At 64.8% G+C, this 16,217-nt stretch carries 13 protein-coding genes; 6 read left to right on the forward strand and 7 right to left on the reverse strand.

The genetic code is table 11. The features are described from left to right. Window positions 1–43 precede the first annotated feature (43 nt). From LVB77_RS18825 to LVB77_RS18850, 6 genes are all read left to right on the forward strand, one after another. On the forward strand, window positions 44–1,243 hold the full coding sequence (locus tag LVB77_RS18825; RefSeq protein ID WP_232907658.1) for a VCBS repeat-containing protein: 1,200 nt from the start codon (window positions 44–46) through the stop codon (window positions 1,241–1,243). Between the two features lie 171 nt (window positions 1,244–1,414). Continuing rightward, window positions 1,415–2,599 carry a VCBS repeat-containing protein gene (locus LVB77_RS18830; protein ID WP_232907660.1) on the forward strand — a complete coding sequence of 395 codons (1,185 nt, stop codon included), beginning with the start codon at window positions 1,415–1,417 and terminating at the stop codon, window positions 2,597–2,599. Between the two features lie 280 nt (window positions 2,600–2,879). After that, complete coding sequence (locus LVB77_RS18835) at window positions 2,880–4,010, forward strand: FG-GAP-like repeat-containing protein (RefSeq protein ID WP_232907662.1); 1,131 nt, start codon at window positions 2,880–2,882, stop codon at window positions 4,008–4,010. A 69-nt stretch (window positions 4,011–4,079) separates the two neighbouring features. Then, window positions 4,080–5,216 (forward strand): VCBS repeat-containing protein, encoded by a 1,137-nt coding sequence (locus tag LVB77_RS18840; protein ID WP_232907664.1) that lies wholly within the window; start codon window positions 4,080–4,082, stop codon window positions 5,214–5,216. A gap of 331 nt (window positions 5,217–5,547) precedes the next feature. Further along, window positions 5,548–6,471, forward strand: coding sequence for a VCBS repeat-containing protein (locus LVB77_RS18845; RefSeq protein ID WP_232907665.1), 924 nt, complete (start codon window positions 5,548–5,550; stop codon window positions 6,469–6,471). 173 nt (window positions 6,472–6,644) lie between these two features. Then, window positions 6,645–7,793, forward strand: coding sequence for a VCBS repeat-containing protein (locus LVB77_RS18850; protein WP_232907667.1), 1,149 nt, complete (start codon window positions 6,645–6,647; stop codon window positions 7,791–7,793). 40 nt (window positions 7,794–7,833) lie between these two features. On the opposite strand, the gene LVB77_RS18855 is transcribed toward LVB77_RS18850, so the two are convergent. The 7 genes from LVB77_RS18855 to LVB77_RS18885 form a co-directional block, all read right to left on the reverse strand. Next, a complete protein-coding gene (locus tag LVB77_RS18855; protein WP_232907669.1) occupies window positions 7,834–8,397 on the reverse strand; it encodes an HAD family hydrolase in 564 nt (187 codons plus the stop codon). Between the two features lie 4 nt (window positions 8,398–8,401). Beyond that, complete coding sequence (locus tag LVB77_RS18860; RefSeq protein WP_232907671.1) at window positions 8,402–9,100, reverse strand: nucleotidyltransferase family protein; 699 nt, start codon at window positions 9,098–9,100, stop codon at window positions 8,402–8,404. Beyond that, complete coding sequence (locus tag LVB77_RS18865) at window positions 9,097–9,681, reverse strand: D-sedoheptulose 7-phosphate isomerase (protein WP_305068910.1); 585 nt, start codon at window positions 9,679–9,681, stop codon at window positions 9,097–9,099. Before LVB77_RS18865 ends, LVB77_RS18860 begins: the two co-directional genes overlap by 4 nt. Continuing rightward, window positions 9,678–10,718 carry a dehydrogenase gene (locus tag LVB77_RS18870; RefSeq protein ID WP_232907673.1) on the reverse strand — a complete coding sequence of 347 codons (1,041 nt, stop codon included), beginning with the start codon at window positions 10,716–10,718 and terminating at the stop codon, window positions 9,678–9,680. Before LVB77_RS18870 ends, LVB77_RS18865 begins: the two co-directional genes overlap by 4 nt. Continuing rightward, entirely contained in the window at window positions 10,715–11,452 is a 738-nt protein-coding gene (locus LVB77_RS18875; protein ID WP_232907674.1) for a class I SAM-dependent methyltransferase, read from the reverse strand. The genes LVB77_RS18870 and LVB77_RS18875 overlap by 4 nt, the downstream gene beginning before the upstream one ends. A 63-nt stretch (window positions 11,453–11,515) precedes the next feature. Further along, entirely contained in the window at window positions 11,516–12,562 is a 1,047-nt protein-coding gene (locus tag LVB77_RS18880) for an FG-GAP-like repeat-containing protein (protein WP_232907676.1), read from the reverse strand. A 92-nt stretch (window positions 12,563–12,654) separates the two neighbouring features. Further along, a complete protein-coding gene (locus LVB77_RS18885; protein WP_232907677.1) occupies window positions 12,655–15,918 on the reverse strand; it encodes a glycosyltransferase in 3,264 nt (1,087 codons plus the stop codon). Window positions 15,919–16,217: the final 299 nt, after the last annotated feature.

A 16,217-nucleotide genomic window follows, 5' to 3' on the forward strand; every position in this document is an offset into this window, starting at 1 on the left:
GACTCACCTCTCAGAATTGGCACCCAGCGCCAGGAGCAGAATCATGCGCAACTTGATCTCAGCCGCTATCGCAGCCGCACTGTTGACCGGCTGCCCGCAGGAGAAAGCCGAAAGCCAGACAAGCGCGAACGACGGCGGCGTCGCCGACAGGGACGTTACCGCCGCGCGCGCACCAGCGGCCCAGACGCCGGCGACCGCGGCGTCGCGCATGCCCAGCGCAGTGCGGGGTGGCGTAGTGAAGGCGATCGCCTTCGGGCCGTCCGATGCGGTAGCGCTGTCAGCCGCCGCGGCCGCAACGCCGCTAGCGGTCGGGCGTGCGCAGAATGACGCGAACGCGGACGGGCGCTCCGATGTCACCTGGCTCCGCACTCGCGTCAGCGACACCGACACCGCGCATTGGCGGATGAACGGGACCGGGATACTGCAATCGACCGGGCCGACCCGTGTTTGGGCTGGAAACACGGTTGTCGCCCAAGGCGACTTCGATGGCGATCAGCGCGTCGACCAGCTTTGGTTCAACAGCAGCGATGCCAGTCGCCAACTCACCCTGGCCCGCCAGAACGAAAGCGGCGGCTTCGACCAAAGCTACGTGGCCACCATCGGTGCCGGCTGGGTCGTCAACGAGACCGTGGACCTCAACGGCGACGGAAAGAGCGACATCGTGTGGGTGGATAGGGCGCGCGGGCTGATGGCCTACTGGCTCATGAGCGGACCCTCGGTACTGGGCAGCAGGCTCTATAGCTACGATGCAGCCAACTTCAACTTCTTCGGCAGCGGCGATTTCGACGGCGACGGTCGCGGCGACCTGCTGTGGATGGGTAAGAGAACCGACGGGCCTTTGTTCATCTGGCGCAGCCGAACGGATGGTCACTTCGATCAGCAGCGCGTCGGCGACCTCAGCATCTCCTTCCAGTTCCAGGGCACCACCGATCTGAACGGGGACGGCCGATCGGATCTGGTCTTCACCAGCTTCGTGCAGCGGTTGTTCGCCTATTGGCTGATGAACGGCCCTACCGTCCAGCAGACCGGCGTGATGGGCGTCGATATCGACAAATACGAAGTCGCGGGCTTGGGCGACTACGACGGCGACGGCAAGGGCGACGTGCTGTGGACCGGGCGCTCGGGCAGTTCGTCCGAAGCCTTGTACTTGTGGCGCAGTCTCGGCAATGGCGCCTTCGACCCACGGTTCGTGGCCTACTACGATCACAGCACATGGCGGCCGTTTCCGATTCCGACTCGATAGCCCCGGTCGGGGTCGCGATCTTATAGCCCGCGCGACCCACGCATCAGGCTTATCGACTCGGGTCGGATGACGGAAGCTCGGCGTCGCGCACGCGCGATGCCGAGCCTAGCTTCCCGCCGACTCGTTCCCCTCCGCCCCATTCGGACTATGCCGCCCCTCAGGAGTGTCGCCATGCGCAAACTCATTCCAGCCATCCTTGCCGCTGCGTTGTTGAGCGGCTGCCCGCAAGAGCATGACGACACCACCAGCGTGTCCAGCGGCGGCAACGTCGCGGCCAGGGACGCGTCGAGCGCGCGCGCGGGCACCGGCCGGGTAACGGCACCGGTTCCAGCTCACGGACCCGGCGCCGCGCACGGCGGCGTGGTAACCCCGCAGAGGACCGGGCCGTCCGACGCGCTGGCCGCGGCGCCGCTCGCGACCGCCGCGCGACTGCCCACCGACGATGCCAATGCCGATGGCCGCTCCGACCTCACCTGGTACCGCATCCGCGGCGACAGGCGCGACATCGCGCATTGGCGGATGAACGGCGCCGCGGTGCTGCAAACGACCGGCCCCACCGAGGTCAAGCTGGGAACCAACGGCATCCTCAACGGCGATTTCGATGGCGACCGTCGCGTCGACCAGACCTGGTTCAACTCCGCCGCCGGCAACCGCCAGCTCACCCTGGCCCGACAGAACGCGAGCGGCGGCTTCGAGCTGGCCTATGTCGCCAGCATCGGCGACGGCTGGTTCCCCAGCGCGGCCGAGGACCTCAACGCCGACGGCAAGAGCGACTTGGTCTGGCTGGACCGCGCGCGCGGCCTGATCGCCTACTGGCTGATGAGCGGCACCACCGTGCTGGGCACCCGGCTGTACACGGTGGACACCAACAACTACGACTTCCTCGGCACCGGCGACTTCGACGGCGACGGCCGCGGCGACCTGCTCTGGCTCGGGCACCGTACCAACGGCCCCCTGTACATCTGGCGCGGCCGCGCCGATGGCAACTTCGATCAGTTGCTGGTGGGCGACCTCAGCATCGCGTTCGAGATCCAAGGCACGCCCGATCTGAACGGGGACGGCCGCTCGGACTTGGTCTTCACCAGCTATACCAATCGCACGTTCTCGTATTGGATGATGAACGGTGCGAGCGTGCAAAGCGGCGGCGTGATACCGATCGACCGCGACCGCTACGAGATCGCGGCCACCGGCGACTACGACGGCGATGGCAAAGGCGACATCATGTGGACCACGAAATCGCGCTTCGAAACCGCGTCCCTGTATCAGTGGCGCGGACGCGGCGATGGAAGCTTCGACTCGCTGTTCGTCGCCTACTACGACCACGGCACGTGGCAGACGCTGAACCGCTACGAGTGAGATGACCGCCTCGACCCTCCACGGATCGCATCCCGGTGAGATGGCGAGGTCCATGCCGCTTGGCACGGCAGCCGCGACGGCCTGCGCTGGCCGACCAACGGCGGTAAACGCGTTCGACACGGGAAAGCGGTGGGTCTAGTATCGACCCGTCCGTGACGCGTTGGCCCGTCCGCCGACCAAGGGGGTTGTTCGGGAGGCATCAGACTTACGCGCGGCCGCACTGCCGATGAGACGCAGGCCCGCTGGCAATGGCGGCGGCTACCCCAGGGAGGGATCTCGCATGCGCAACGCCACGTTGGTTATTGCAACGGCGCTGACACTGCTGTGCTGTTCCGTCACCGCGACCGCGGCACAGGCACCTGCCGGTTATACGCCATGGCGGTTTTTCGCTCGGCCACTGGCCAGCCCGGCATCGTCCGTCCCGTTTGTGCGCCCGCCGTTAAGGCAGCCCGCTTCGACCGCAAAGGCGGGCATCCAACTGACTTCGCCCGGCAAGCACAACGATATCAACGGTGACGGCCGCTCCGACCTGATCTGGTACACCTACTTCTCGCCACATACGATCCCGGCCTACTGGTACCTGTCCTACTGGCAAATGGATGGTGCGTCCGTGCCGTGGGCGCACAACTTCCTGTGGAGTTCGAGCCTCGATGTTCCGTTTCCAGGCGATTTCGACGGCAATGGCCGCTCCGACTTACTGTTTCCCGGCCCATACCCTCTCTATTCGATGTGGTTGAGCCGTTCGGATGGAAGTTTTGATACCCGACCCGTGAGCAATATCGGCATGCCTGCGGGCAATGGCTGGAAGCTGACCTATCTACCGAACGACGTCGACCTCAATGCGGACGGTCGAGACGATCTGCTTATATACAATACGAGCGCCGGCAAAGGAGCGTATGTGCTGATGGATGGCCCCTCGGTCCTGGAATCAATCACATTCGATCTGAGCCCCGGCTATGCCATCAGCGGTGGCGGCGATTTCGACGGTGATGGACTCGACGACTTACTGTGCAGCCATGCTGGATTGGGTTATCTGTTCCTTTGGCGCAATCGCGGCGACGGCGGCTTCGATGTGTCGTTCATCGCTGCCTACGCCCCAGGCTGGGCAATCGTCGGAAACCCCGATCTCAACGGAGATGGGCACGCAGACATAGTCTGGAGCCAGCAAGCCCTGAACATGCTCGGGTTCTGGTGGATGGACGGCGGATCCGTCATCCGCATGGACTCCAAGTGGGCCGGCCCCCGTCCCCGGGTTGCTACGGGCGACTTCGATGGCGACGGCATCGGAGACGTCGTCTGGACGCAGCAGGTCAGCCCCTACTATTCCTTCCTGTGGCGCAGTCGAGGTGATGGCGAGTTCGACGCTCACTTGTTGGCTCAAGTAAACGAGTACTGGCGCTCCGCCTACTGAAACGACGCAAGCGCGAACGGAGCCATGCGACGGCGGATCTTTTGAGGTGTAGCGGAAAGGACGTTGAAGATGAAGAAGCCACTCCTGCAAACCGTAATAGCGATGTCCTTAGTCGCCGCATGCGCCGATTCGTCCGCACGCTCGCCGGACGCGGGCTATACGCCATGGCGGCTATCGCTGCCCCGTTCGACCGAATCGGCACCTGTCGTACCGCGCAAGTTGCAGTGGCACGCGCAACCGGCTCCAACCGTGCCGAGCCAAGCCGCCTCGCTCATGCGTACGGCGCAAAGCGACTTCGATGGCGATGGACGCTCGGACCTGCTGTGGACACAGACCTACAGCAAGTCGCCCAGGGACAGGGACTACATGTCGTACTGGCGAATGAACGGGCCGCAGATTTTCTCCGCGCATAACTTCGCTCACCAAGCCAGGGTTCCTCCCGGCTCCGTCGGCGACTTCAACGGCGATGGCCGCGCCGATGTTTTGTTCAGCGCCCTGGACTGGCCGGGAGGTCTTTGGCTGGGCCGAGGCGATGGAGGATTCGACGTTCGTTACGTTACGGGTCCCAACCTACCACCGGAAATCCGCTGGAAGCGCACTCGCGTGCCCGAGAGCGTCGACCTGAATGGAGATGGGCGCGACGACGTGTTGGTGGTGAACAGGGATTTGCAACGGGCGGGGTACGTGTTGATGGACGGCCCGACCGCCCTGGGCGCCGTAAGCTTCGACCTCGCGTCGGGCTACTCCCTCAACGGCGCGGGCGACTTCGACGGCGACGGTCTCGACGACCTTCTGTGCGCCTACGACGCCGGCCATCTCTACTTGTGGCGCAATCGCGGAGACGGTGGATTCGATGTATCGCTGATCGCCGTCTACGACCCGAATTGGTCCGTCGTGGGCAACCCCGACCTGAATGGAGACGGGCGCGCCGACATAGTCTGGCGGGGACCGAACGGCATGCTCGCGTTCTGGTGGCTGGACGGCAGCTCCATCATCCGTGCCGACACCAAATGGGCGGGCTCGCGTGATGTCGCCACCGGCGACTTCGACGGCGACGGACTGGAAGATGTGGCCTGGACGCAAGCGAGCACGGCCTACGCATTCCTTTGGCGTAGCCGCGGCGATGGCGAGTTCGATAGCTACCTGCTGGGCCAGTTCAACCTCTACTGGGATATGCAGACCTCGTACGTGCTACAGCGCTTATGAGCAAGACATCGTGTTAGGAGTGCACTGACTTCAGCACGTTTGCAGCACCGGCTCGCCCGTTCATCCATATGGGCCGTGTCAGATGATTTCGTTCTCTTCGATATCGCCGCGGCACCGCACGAGAGAGGATTCTCCAATGCCAGCGCTCCTTGCCCTGGCACTATGCGCAATCCTGCTGCAGCCCAACACGGCGAGTTCGGCGCCACTGCGATCGGCCGATAGCTATCACCTCTGGCAGTTGCCGCAACTTGCACACGCCGAGGCAGCCCGTTCCATCCTTCCTTACCGGTGGGCCTCTATCTCATCGGCTCAACTCATCAGCGTGGCTTCGGTGCCCGCGCTCCACAACGACCTGGACGGCGACGGCAAGTCCGATCTGATCTGGAACACGACCTTTACCCGCGGCACGGACTACTACCTGCTCAGCTACTGGCGCATGGACGGCCTCGCACGCGCGTCGATGCACAACTTTCAGGTCGGCCTGGGCTATTACAACCTCAACACCGGCGACTACGATGGCGACGGCCGCGCCGATATCCTGTTCGTCAGCACGCAGGCCGCCAGCCAGCTTCGCTACAACCACATCTGGCGCAGTACAGGCAGCGGGCAGTTCTCGCCCGCCGGACCGCTCGTGCTGCAGCCCAATTGGCACATCACCCCGCTGCCCAACGGCGTGGACCTGAATTCCGATGGGACGGGCGACGTACTGCTGCACAATCCGATCAGTGGCAGGGGCGCTTATTGGTTGATGTCCAATGCGGCAATCGCCGGTGGCACCGACTTCGACTTGGTGCTGCCCTACAGCATCGTCGGCGCCGGCGACTTCGACGGCGACGGTCGCGACGACCTGCTGTGCAGCGATACCGCGCTGGGCCACCTGTTCTTCTGGCGTAACCGCGGCGACGGCGGATTCGATGTTTCGCTGATCGCGGTCTACGACCGGAGTTGGATCGTCACCGGCAATCCAGACCTCAACGGCGATAGACGTGCCGACATCGTTTGGAGCAATGGACAGCTCAGTATGCTGGCGTTCTGGTGGCTGGACGGCGCATCGGTGTTGCGGGCCGACACGCGCTGGGCCGGACCCACTCCCCACGTCTCCACCGGCGACTTCGACGGTGATGGGCTGGGAGACGTGGTCTGGACCCAGCCAGCCTACCCAAACTACTCGTTCCTGTGGCGCAGCCGCGGCGACGGTGAGTTCAACGCCCACTTGCTGGGCCAGGTCACCGAGTTCTGGACTAGTATGCGTTGAGCGTAGCCGGGCGTTCTGGTCAAAGGCGTTCTGCTCTGCTTTGCTGTCCTTCATGCCCTGAGCAAATAATTCGTGCCCCCTGTTGCAGATGCATGCCGGTGGAGGGACAAGCACGATGCCAACCACATGCACTCGGAATCGATCGGACTAAAGCGCTTTTCGCCTACACGACCATGAAATCGTATCTGACCATGAACCGTTACTTCTGGCTGACTGCCACGACCTTGCTCTTCGCCTCCCACGAACTGACAGCGACGGATCTGCGCGCGCGCCCTGCGCCGTGGAATCCTGCTACGCAGGGGCAAGCACCGGCCACGATCGACCCACTGCCCCTACAGCCCGATACGGCGTTGCCCCTGTTCTATGCAGCCGCCCCAGCGGTTTCCATGACGTCCCGCGCACGCAACGACATCGATGGTAACGGACGCTCCGATCTCATCTGGCTTAGCACATGGCATTTTCATTATCCCTCCAGCGTCTTTGATCTGGCCTATTGGCGCATGGATGGCACGAGCGTTGTATCCAAGCACACCTACCGAGCCAGCACGGCGTTCAGGAACGAAGTCACTGGCGACTTCGATGGAGACGGCCGTGCCGACATCCTCTGGTTTGCGTATGATTTCGACTTGCCGGATACACGCATATTCATGTGGCGCAGCCGCGGCGACGCAACCTTCGATGCGCCCTACGTTGCCAGCGTTCCCAAGCGATGGAACTTGGCCCAGATGGGCTCTAGCGCCGACATCAATGGCGACGGACGGGACGACATCATCTGGCAGAACCAAACGTCGGGACAGGCTGCCTATTGGCTCATGGACGGAACGACCGTGCTGGGTTCGTCCGTGTTCCAGCTGCACCCCGACTGCATAGTCAATGGCGCCGGCGATTTCGACGGAGACGGAAGAGACGACCTGCTCTGCAACGATCGGATGCGTGGCCTATTGTTCTTCATGCGCAACTCGGGCGACGGCCAGTTCGGCCTATCGATGGTGAAAGCCTACGATCCGAACTGGTATATGGTGGGCAATCCCGACTTGAACGGCGATGGGCGTGCGGACATCGTCTGGTTCAACAGCCGGCTATCGATGATCGCGTTCTGGTGGATGAACGGCGCGACGGTGCTGCGTGAAGACACTCGCTGGGTCGGCTCGATGGCCAATACGGTCGCGACCGGCGACTTCGACGGCGATGGGCTTGGCGATATCGTGTCTTTGGCCGGTGGCGGGTATTACCCGTATGTACTGCTCTGGCGCAGTCGGGGCGACGGCAACTTCGACACCACCCTGCTGGGCGAGACCGCCAGCGCTTGGACATTCATGTAAAAAGTCGCGGCGCCTCGCCATTGAGGGCCGCGCGGTCCAGCTATAGCCAGGCTTGAGCCTGCCGCAGGTGCGTGACCACTGCCGTCGGCCGCCGATCCACTGTTTCGCCTGGCGCGTCGATCGTCGGGCTCGCCGGCGCGTAGAGCAGCGTGACCCCCACGCCGGCGCGCTGGCCCGCGACGATGTCCGAGTCCTTGTCGCCCACCAACACGCTATCCGCCAGCGACACCCCGAACTCCTCGGCCGCGGCCAACAGCATGCCCGGATTGGGCTTGCGCATCGGCGACTCGCGCCGGTACTCGCCGATGCCGTGGACCGGGTGAGTGGGGTCGAAGTAGACCTTGTCGATCGGCGCGCCCTCGCGCGCGAACGCCTCGCACATGCGTTCGGTCAGGACGAGGAAGTCCTGTTCGGTGTACAGGCCGCGGCCGATGCCGGCCTGGTTGGTGACCACGAACAGCCGATAGCCCTTGGCGTGCGCGGCGCGCGCCAGGTCGAAGATGCCGTCGACGAAGACGAAACTGTCCCAGCGGTAGGTGTAGCCGTCGTCCAGGTTGATCACGCCGTCGCGATCCAGGAACAGCGCGCGCGCGACTGCGGTCATGGGCTCAACCGTGGGCCGACAACAGGATCTGCGCGCGCGCGTAGTCCTCGGGCGTGCCGATGTCGATGAACTCGGCATCCGTCGGCAGGGCCAGGAACTCGCGGCGGCCTACGGCGTCGCGCAGGTATTCGGTTTCGAACGAGAAGCGCTCGGACGCGGGGAACTCGTCGGCGATGTCCGTCGGCAGCACGTAGCAGCCCGCGTTGATCAGGCCGGGACCGCCGCTGGCGTCCTTTTCGAGGAAGCCGCGGATACGGCCGGAGGCATCGACCTCCAGCTTGCCGTAGCGCGCGGTGTCGTCCACCGCGCGGGCCACGATGATCGGCAAACCGCGTTCGGCCCACAGCGCGTCCGTGGCGGCGGTATCGACGGCCAGATAGGTATCGCCGTTCAACACGTAAACGTGGCCGCGTTCGCAATGCGCCAGCGCGGCGCGGATGGCGCCGCCCGTGCCCAGCGGCTCGCTCTCGACCGCGTAGGCGATCGGCACGCCGCGGAACGCGTCGCCGAAGTGCGCCACGATCGCTTCGGACAGATAGCCCACCGACAGCACGATGCGCTCGAAGCCGTTGCTCACCAGATGGCCCAGCAACAGTTCCAGGAACGGCCGGCCGGCGATGCTGGCCATCGGTTTGGGCACGTCGCTGACGACGCTGCGCAGGCGGGTGCCGAAACCGCCAGCCAGTACGATCGCTTGCTTCACGCCGCCTTACCGAAGATCGCGTCTTCCACCAGGCCGGTCACGATGTGGCCCAACACGGCATGACCCTGCTGGATCTCCGCGGTATCCGTGGACGGCGTGCGCAGCAGGATGTCGCACAGCGCCGGCATGTCGCCGCCGCCGCTGCCGGTCAGGCCGATGCAGAACAGCCCGCGTTCGCGCGCCTCGCGCAAGCCGGCCAGGATGTTCGGCGAGCGGCCCGAGGTCGAGTAAGCGATGAACACGTCGCCGCTGCGGCCCAGCGCCTGGATCTGGCGCGAGAACAGCTTTTCGTAACCGTAGTCGTTGCCGATCGCGGTCAGGATCGAGGTGTCGGTGGTCAGCGCGATCGCCGGCAGGCCCGGACGGTCGAAGGCGAAACGGCTGACGAATTCGGCCGCGATGTGCTGGGCGTCGGCGGCGCTGCCGCCATTGCCGGCCAGCAGGAGCTTGCCGCCCGAGTTCAGCGTCTCGATGCACTTGGCCGCGCAGGCTTCCAGCTGCTGCTGCATGGTCTGGTCGTCGGCGAGGGCGCGCATGACCTGCACCGCCCGCTCGAGCTTCTCGATGATGTGCTGTTTCACTCGATCCTCCAGGCTTGCGTACCGTTCTTGGTGAAATGGCAATTGCTGACTTGGCCGTCGAAGGCCTTCAGCGCGCGGATCACTTCCATGCGTCGATCCGGCTTGACGAAGAACATCATGAAACCGCCGCCGCCCGCGCCTGAAACCTTTCCGGCCAGCGCGCCCGCGCCGATGGCCGCTTCGTAGATCGCCTCGATCTTGGGCGTGGACACGGAACTGGCCGTGCTCTTCTTGCTTTCCCAGCCCAGGCGCATCGAGCTGACCATGTCGCCGAAGCTGCCCTTCAACAGGGCGACCTTCATGCTCTGGGCTTCGTCCTTCAGACGATGCATCGCCTCGATGGTGCCGGAGTCCTTATGACGCACGTTGTCGCTCTGGTCGGCGATGATCTTGGCCGACTCGCGCGAAACGCCGGAGTAGTACAGCAACAACGATGCCTCCAGCTCGCACAGCACCCAGTTCTTGATGCGCAGCGGGTTCACGATCACGCGGTCGTTGTCGTAGAACTCCATGAAATTGAAGCCGCCGAACGTCGCCGAGTACTGATCCTGCTTGCCGCCCTTGAGGCCGCAATCGACGCGTTCGATCTTGTAGGCCATGTGGGCGATGGCGTAATCGTCCAGCGGCAGCCCTAGCAATTCTGCGAAGGCGCGGATCATCACCACCACGACCGTCGACGAGGAGCCCAGCCCCGAGCCGATCGGCGAGTCGCAGAACGTGGTCAGCTCCACTGCCAGCGGCACGCCGCCGTTATGGTTGGCGACGATTTCGTTGTAGACGGCCTTGTGCAGCAACAAGTCGCCTTCCAGCGGATAACTCGCCTGCAGCGGCAGTTCCGCCGCCTGCTCCTGATCGCTGGCGACGAAGCGCACGCTGCCGCCTTCGGTGGGTTTGATCACCGCGTAGGCGTAACGGTCGATGGTCGCGTTGAGCACGTAACCGCCGTAGGTATCGCAGTACGGCGACACGTCCGTGCCGCCGCCGGCCAGGCCTAGCCTCAGCGGTGCGCGGGCACGGATGATCGCATTGTGGTTCACAGCGGCGAGTCGTTCTGGAAGGGGACGGCGTCCTGGTTCGAGCTCTTCATCGACTGCATGTCTTGCCGGTACTGATTGAAGTGAATGCGCAGTTCGCGGTCGTCCAGCGCCGCGGGGCGCTGCCAGCGACCGCGCGCCTCCACCTCGGCCGTCGGGCGCTTGCGCACCACCATCTCGATGCCGCACTCGCCCACCGGCGTCAGCGTCTGGTCGAAGCGCGGCAGGTCGAAGCGGTAGGTCGACGACAGCTGCTCGATGCGCACGACTTCGGCGTCGGCGCCCAGCTCGCGCGCCAGGTCCAGCAGATTGATGGAGCGATCGCTCCACGACTCGGGCTTGTAGACCGTGAAGGTCCACTTGTGGTCGCGGTTGAAGGTGCTGGGGAACACGCCCTGCTCGTACAGGTCCTCATCGGGAACGGTGAGCACCAGGTAGCCGCCCGGCTTGAGCACGCGGAACCAATGCTTCAGGCCTTCGCGCGGATCCACCAGATGCTCCAGGCAGTGGCTGCTGTGCACGAAGTCGAAGCTGCCGTCGACCGCGCTTTGCAGGTACTGCGCGTCGCCGTCTTCCCAGTCCCAGGTCTTGACGCCGGTCATGCGCGAGAACATGCCCACGTACAACGCCAGCGGATCGGGCTTGCCGCCGATATCGATGCCGCTGCCGACGAAGTAGCGATTGCTGAAGTTCGGGTCCGCCAGGCGACGTGCGATCGATTTGCTGCATTCTTTCATGGTGCAATCCTAGTCACGCAGGTTGGCTCGCACATGCCGTCGCGAGCTGAATGTAGTGGGGTGTCAGCGGCCGACCTGGGCGACCAGCGCCGACGACACCGGGGACCACTCCGCGCCCACCGGCGACAGCGAAAGGTCGGTGATCTCGCCGGATGCGCCGAACAGCCAGGCACCGGTTTGCGTGGTCGACGGATTGCGCCAGATCAGATCGGTGCGTCCGTTGCCGTCGACGTCCACAGCCGCGACGAACTGCCAATCCGCGGTGGACTGGCGTGCGAACGAGATCGGCTTGGCCGCATCGCCGCCGCTCCAGGCCAGCAGATTGCCGGCCTGGTCCTTCCACAACAGATCGTCGCCCGGCTCGCCGTCGAACTTGCCGACCGCCAGCAAGGTCCAGGCCGAGCCCGGATCGGCGAGGCCGCGGGAGGTCTTGAGCTTGCCGCCGTCGAGCGACCAGATGCTGGCGGACGAGCCGTCGTTCTTGCGCCAGAACAGATCGCCGCGACCGTCGCCGTCGAAATCGCCGACCTGGGCCAGGGTCCAGTCGCCGCCGGTGTCTCCGACGATGGCCTGTTCCGTAACCTTGCCGTCGCGCAACAGCCACAGCGCTACGCCGCCGGTCTTACTGGTCCATACGACGTCCGCGTTACCGTCCGCGTTGGCGTCGGCGAATGCCGCCACGCCCCATTCCGGGCCGGCCGGCGGCAGCAGCTCCACCGTGGGGTCGGCCGCGCCCGCGCCCAGCTTCCACAGACGGATTTCACCGTCGGCGGGATTGCGCCAAGCCACCAGATCGCTGCCCGACCAGCCCGCCGGCACGTGCGCCAGTGCATGCCAATCGGCCCCGACTGCCCACAGCGCGACCGGCGCCACGGCGCCCTTGTCGGCGAAGCGCCAGACCAGGTTGTCGCCGCTAGCGGCATTGCGCCAAAGCAGGGACGAAGCGGCGCCGGCGGATTGCGGCGCGGCCTCGCCAGTCGCAGTCTGCGGTTGCGCCGGCACGTCAGGCAGCGCGGTGCCTTTCGGCGCGCCGGTTTTGGGCTCGGTCAGCCACCACACCGCGCCCAATGCAGCGGCGGTCAGCGCCACCACGAGTATCGCTTTCTTCATTGAGACCTACTCCTTCGAATACGAGGCCGTCGGGCATGGTCGCATCCGCACGTGATCGGCGCGTCTGCGCGGCCGATCGCCGGCGGCGGCGGTCAGCGCCCGCCCTTGATCGCGATGCACAGCATTTGTTCGCCGCCCAGGTAGGCGAATTTCGGCGACCAGTAGAACAGCAGGCGCGCGTCGGAGAAACCGGCGTCGCGCATCTGTTGCAGGGTCTGCTGGCTGAAATACTGGAAGCACAGCGCGCCGCCCTCGGGATCGACCGGATTGCCGTGGTATTCGGGCTCCATCAGGTGCACGAGTTCGCCGGCCGGATCGATGTAAGCGCGAATCACGTTCTTCTCGGCCAGGCGGCTGTCGTTCTCGAACGCGAACGGCGCGGCCCACAGCATGGCGCCGCCCGGCCGCAGCACGCGGAAGCACTCGGCGAACGCCTTTTCAGGTTCCGGCACGTGTTCCAGCACGTCGAACGACAGCACGTAGTCGAAGCTTTCGTCCGCGAACGTCAGGTCCATGACGTTCTCGTTGCGCAAGCCCGCCAGTTCCTGGCCCGGTGCCACCTTATCGGCCAGATACTCGCTGCCCTGCGTGTGCGGATAGTGCTCGCGGATCCAGCGGTACAGCGGCGTGGTCTGCTCGGTGATGTAGATGCGCGAGTCGGCCGTCGGCTTGAGTTCGGACTGGAAGGCGTGGATCGCCGCGCGAATGCGATTGATGAAACCGCACTTGGCGCAATCCAGGTGTTCGCGCCAGTTCGGCATCGGACCGCCGTCGGACCGGGTCGAGCAGCTGTACATGAAGCTGACGTTGAACGCGGACGGGCGGTCGCACACCGCGCAATGGCCGTCGACCAGGAACGATTCCACGCCCTCGGGAATCAACGCCTCTTCGTAGGCCTTGCGCTTGGGATACTGCGGCAGGGCCTTGGCGTGGTGGGCGCGATACTGCTCCGCGGTGGAAACGACCGTGGCTTCGAACGCGGGCACCTCGCTTTCCACCATCGACATGAAGGCGTCGATGCGGCGCAAACCGGCGTCCAAGGAGTAGGTGTCTGCGACGAAGTCCAGGCCGGCCAGGCTGAGACGGTCCCATAGGGCTTCGTCGGTGTACAGGCGCACGACCTGGTCGGCGAAATCCTCGGGTTCGTCCGCCACCAGCACGTGATCGTCGCCCACGCGCATGCCTTCGACGGCCATCGACGTCGCCACCGAGGGCACGCCGAAGCTCAAGCTGGTGCCCAGTTTGCCCTTGATGCCGGCGCCATAACGCAGCGGCGCGATGCTCATGCGGATGCCGTCGAACCACGGCTTGAGGTTCTCGACGTAGCCCACGACGTTGACGCCGTCGATCGCGGCCAGCGCGTGCACTTCGTCGGTGGGCGAATTGCCGATCAGATGAACCTTGGCATCCGGAATGCGCGCACGCACCGACGGCCAGATCTGCTCGCAGAAGTAGACCACGGCGTCCACGTTCGGCGGATGCGGGAAGCCGCCGATAAACAGCAAATCCTTGCGAGAGGCGTAATCGCCGGTGCGGCCCGGGATGTCGACGAACATCAAGGGCACCAGGTGGATATTCGAGTTCGGCAGTTCCTTGGTCAGGATGTCCAACTCGTGGTCGCTCATCACGATGCTGTGGTCGCAGCGGCGGATGACGTCCAGCTCCTGCTCCTTCCAGCGCAGCGCGGCCTGCATCTTTTCCTCGGAGCCTTCGATCTCGGCCTGACGGATATCGCGCAGGTAATGCAGGTCGGAGGTGTTGAGCACGATCTTGGCCCGGCCGGCGTAGCGACGGATCTGATCGATGTACAGCTCGGCGACCGGCGCACGGCAGAGGAACGCCACGTCGTACTGGTGGCCGACGCTGGCCAGGTGCGACTCGATGGTGCCGACGTCGTCCTGGTTGAGGCAGGTCACGCCGACGCTCTGCAGCGCCTGCGTGTAGTGCCCCAGGTGCATCAGATCGCTGGGAATGAAGATCACCTCGTAGCCGATGTCGACCAGGATCTTCATCAGATAGAACGCGGTGATCGAACCGGCGTCGCAGTCCGGACGCGGCGTGGACCAGTCGATGAACAACAGCTTGCCGCGCTCGCCGCCGGTCTGGCTGACCGCATCGAGTTCGAGTTCGGGCTCGAGGTAGGACGCCACCTGCACCGGGCGGCTGATGCCGTTGCGATGCAGGATCGGGTAGATGACGTTGAGCTGACGCACGGTGTCGCGGACCAGGCGCAGGCCGCCGCGGCGGTAAATCGACGCGCCCTTGGAGGCCATGGCCCACCAGCCGCCGGAATGGTCGCGTGCGCGACGCAGCGTGGTCATCAGATTGGAAGCGCGGCCCATCACGCCGGCGCTCGGGGCGACGGCGGCGACGCGGTGATCGCCCGCCGCGTTCGCAACGGGCACAGCCGCCGCGGCCGCTTGCTCCGGCGTATGCAGGTTGACGCCCTTGGCGCCGCTCCAGCTGAACGCATAAGGCAGCTTCGAGTAATGCGCGTGTCCGTTGCCGAACACCAGCGCGCGGTACTGCTTGAGCAGGTCGTTGATCGGCCCGACGTTGGCCGCGTTGAGCTGCCAGCTGTGACGCGAGAACACGGCTTCGTCGTTGAGGTTGTTACCGCTGAAGTGGACGAAGCGCAGCGGCTGGCCGTTGGCGACCCAGCCGCGCGCCGTCTGCTCGACCTTGCGCTGCTGCAGATTCCAGTAAGCGACGTTGTAGCCGGGGTGATGCAGGATGCGGGCGGACAGGAACGAAGGCAGCAGATCCGCCCACTTCTGGTCGACGAACAAGCCGTTCGGAAGATCGATCGTGCACTGGTGCTCGAGCCGGCGCGACCACCAGCGCACGATGTCGATCACGCGCGGGCTGCGCTTGAACGCGACGAAGCCCAGGTTGTAAATGCCCAGCTGCAGCATCTTGATGTCGTCGATCTCGACGCCTTCGGCCGGATCGAGCACGTGCGGCGTCAGCACCGCGTCGGCGCCGGCCGCCAGCGCATCCTGCACTTCCTTGAGCGGGCTCACCACCAGGATGTCGGGGTCCAGGTAGGCGACGTGCTGCTCGTCGCGCTGGGTGAACAGGTAGTCGAACACGTACGGTTTGATCGACGTGTTCAGCTCGGTGATGTTGTAACGCTCGATCATCCCGGGCAGGCCCGGAATGTTCAGCTGGTCCAGTTCGAGGATCTCGAACGGCTCGGCGGAGCGATCGAGCATGCCGTCCATGCGATCGCACAGCGCCACGTAGAAGTTCGCGCCCGGATGGTGCTCGCGCACGGAGTCGAACAAGGTGCGCGCGTAGGCGAGGAAGTTCTTCGAGCAGATCGTGAAGAAGGAAAGCGGTGCGGAGTCGTTCATTGGGTCAGCATCAAGTCCAGAGCGAAAATCCCGGCGCGTCGGCGGGGGCACGAGGGCGGGGTTCGAGGGAGGCGGTCGCGGGCGATCCGGCCTCGCCGCGTCTACCGGAGCGCGGCCCGGCCGATCTGACGGCCAATCGCGCCGCCGGCCACCCGGAAAGTCCGAGCGTTCCATGCGCGGTCGCGGGTGCGGTTCGAATGCTGCTTCATGCGCTGTTTCCTTGAGTCCATTTTAAATTTTATCACCGATATTGAGCCGTTTTCGTAGACATTCGCCACCGCCCCCGACGTATCGCCCCG

Origin of the sequence: Lysobacter sp. 5GHs7-4, assembly GCF_021284765.1 — a bacterium.
In the GTDB taxonomy this organism is placed as follows: domain Bacteria; phylum Pseudomonadota; class Gammaproteobacteria; order Xanthomonadales; family Xanthomonadaceae; genus Lysobacter.

What these genes read in the sequence shown, in the direction of transcription:
- LVB77_RS18880 (WP_232907676.1), bottom strand. Translation starts at nt 12,562, where the DNA reads ATGAAGAAAGCGATACTCGTGGTGGCGCTGACCGCCGCTGCATTGGGC.
- LVB77_RS18840 (WP_232907664.1), top strand. Translation starts at nt 4,080, where the DNA reads ATGAAGAAGCCACTCCTGCAAACCGTAATAGCGATGTCCTTAGTCGCC.
- LVB77_RS18875 (WP_232907674.1), bottom strand. Translation starts at nt 11,452, where the DNA reads ATGAAAGAATGCAGCAAATCGATCGCACGTCGCCTGGCGGACCCGAAC.
- LVB77_RS18835 (WP_232907662.1), top strand. Translation starts at nt 2,880, where the DNA reads ATGCGCAACGCCACGTTGGTTATTGCAACGGCGCTGACACTGCTGTGC.
- LVB77_RS18830 (WP_232907660.1), top strand. Translation starts at nt 1,415, where the DNA reads ATGCGCAAACTCATTCCAGCCATCCTTGCCGCTGCGTTGTTGAGCGGC.
- LVB77_RS18850 (WP_232907667.1), top strand. Translation starts at nt 6,645, where the DNA reads ATGAAATCGTATCTGACCATGAACCGTTACTTCTGGCTGACTGCCACG.
- LVB77_RS18855 (WP_232907669.1), bottom strand. Translation starts at nt 8,397, where the DNA reads ATGACCGCAGTCGCGCGCGCGCTGTTCCTGGATCGCGACGGCGTGATC.
- LVB77_RS18885 (WP_232907677.1), bottom strand. Translation starts at nt 15,918, where the DNA reads ATGAACGACTCCGCACCGCTTTCCTTCTTCACGATCTGCTCGAAGAAC.
- LVB77_RS18825 (WP_232907658.1), top strand. Translation starts at nt 44, where the DNA reads ATGCGCAACTTGATCTCAGCCGCTATCGCAGCCGCACTGTTGACCGGC.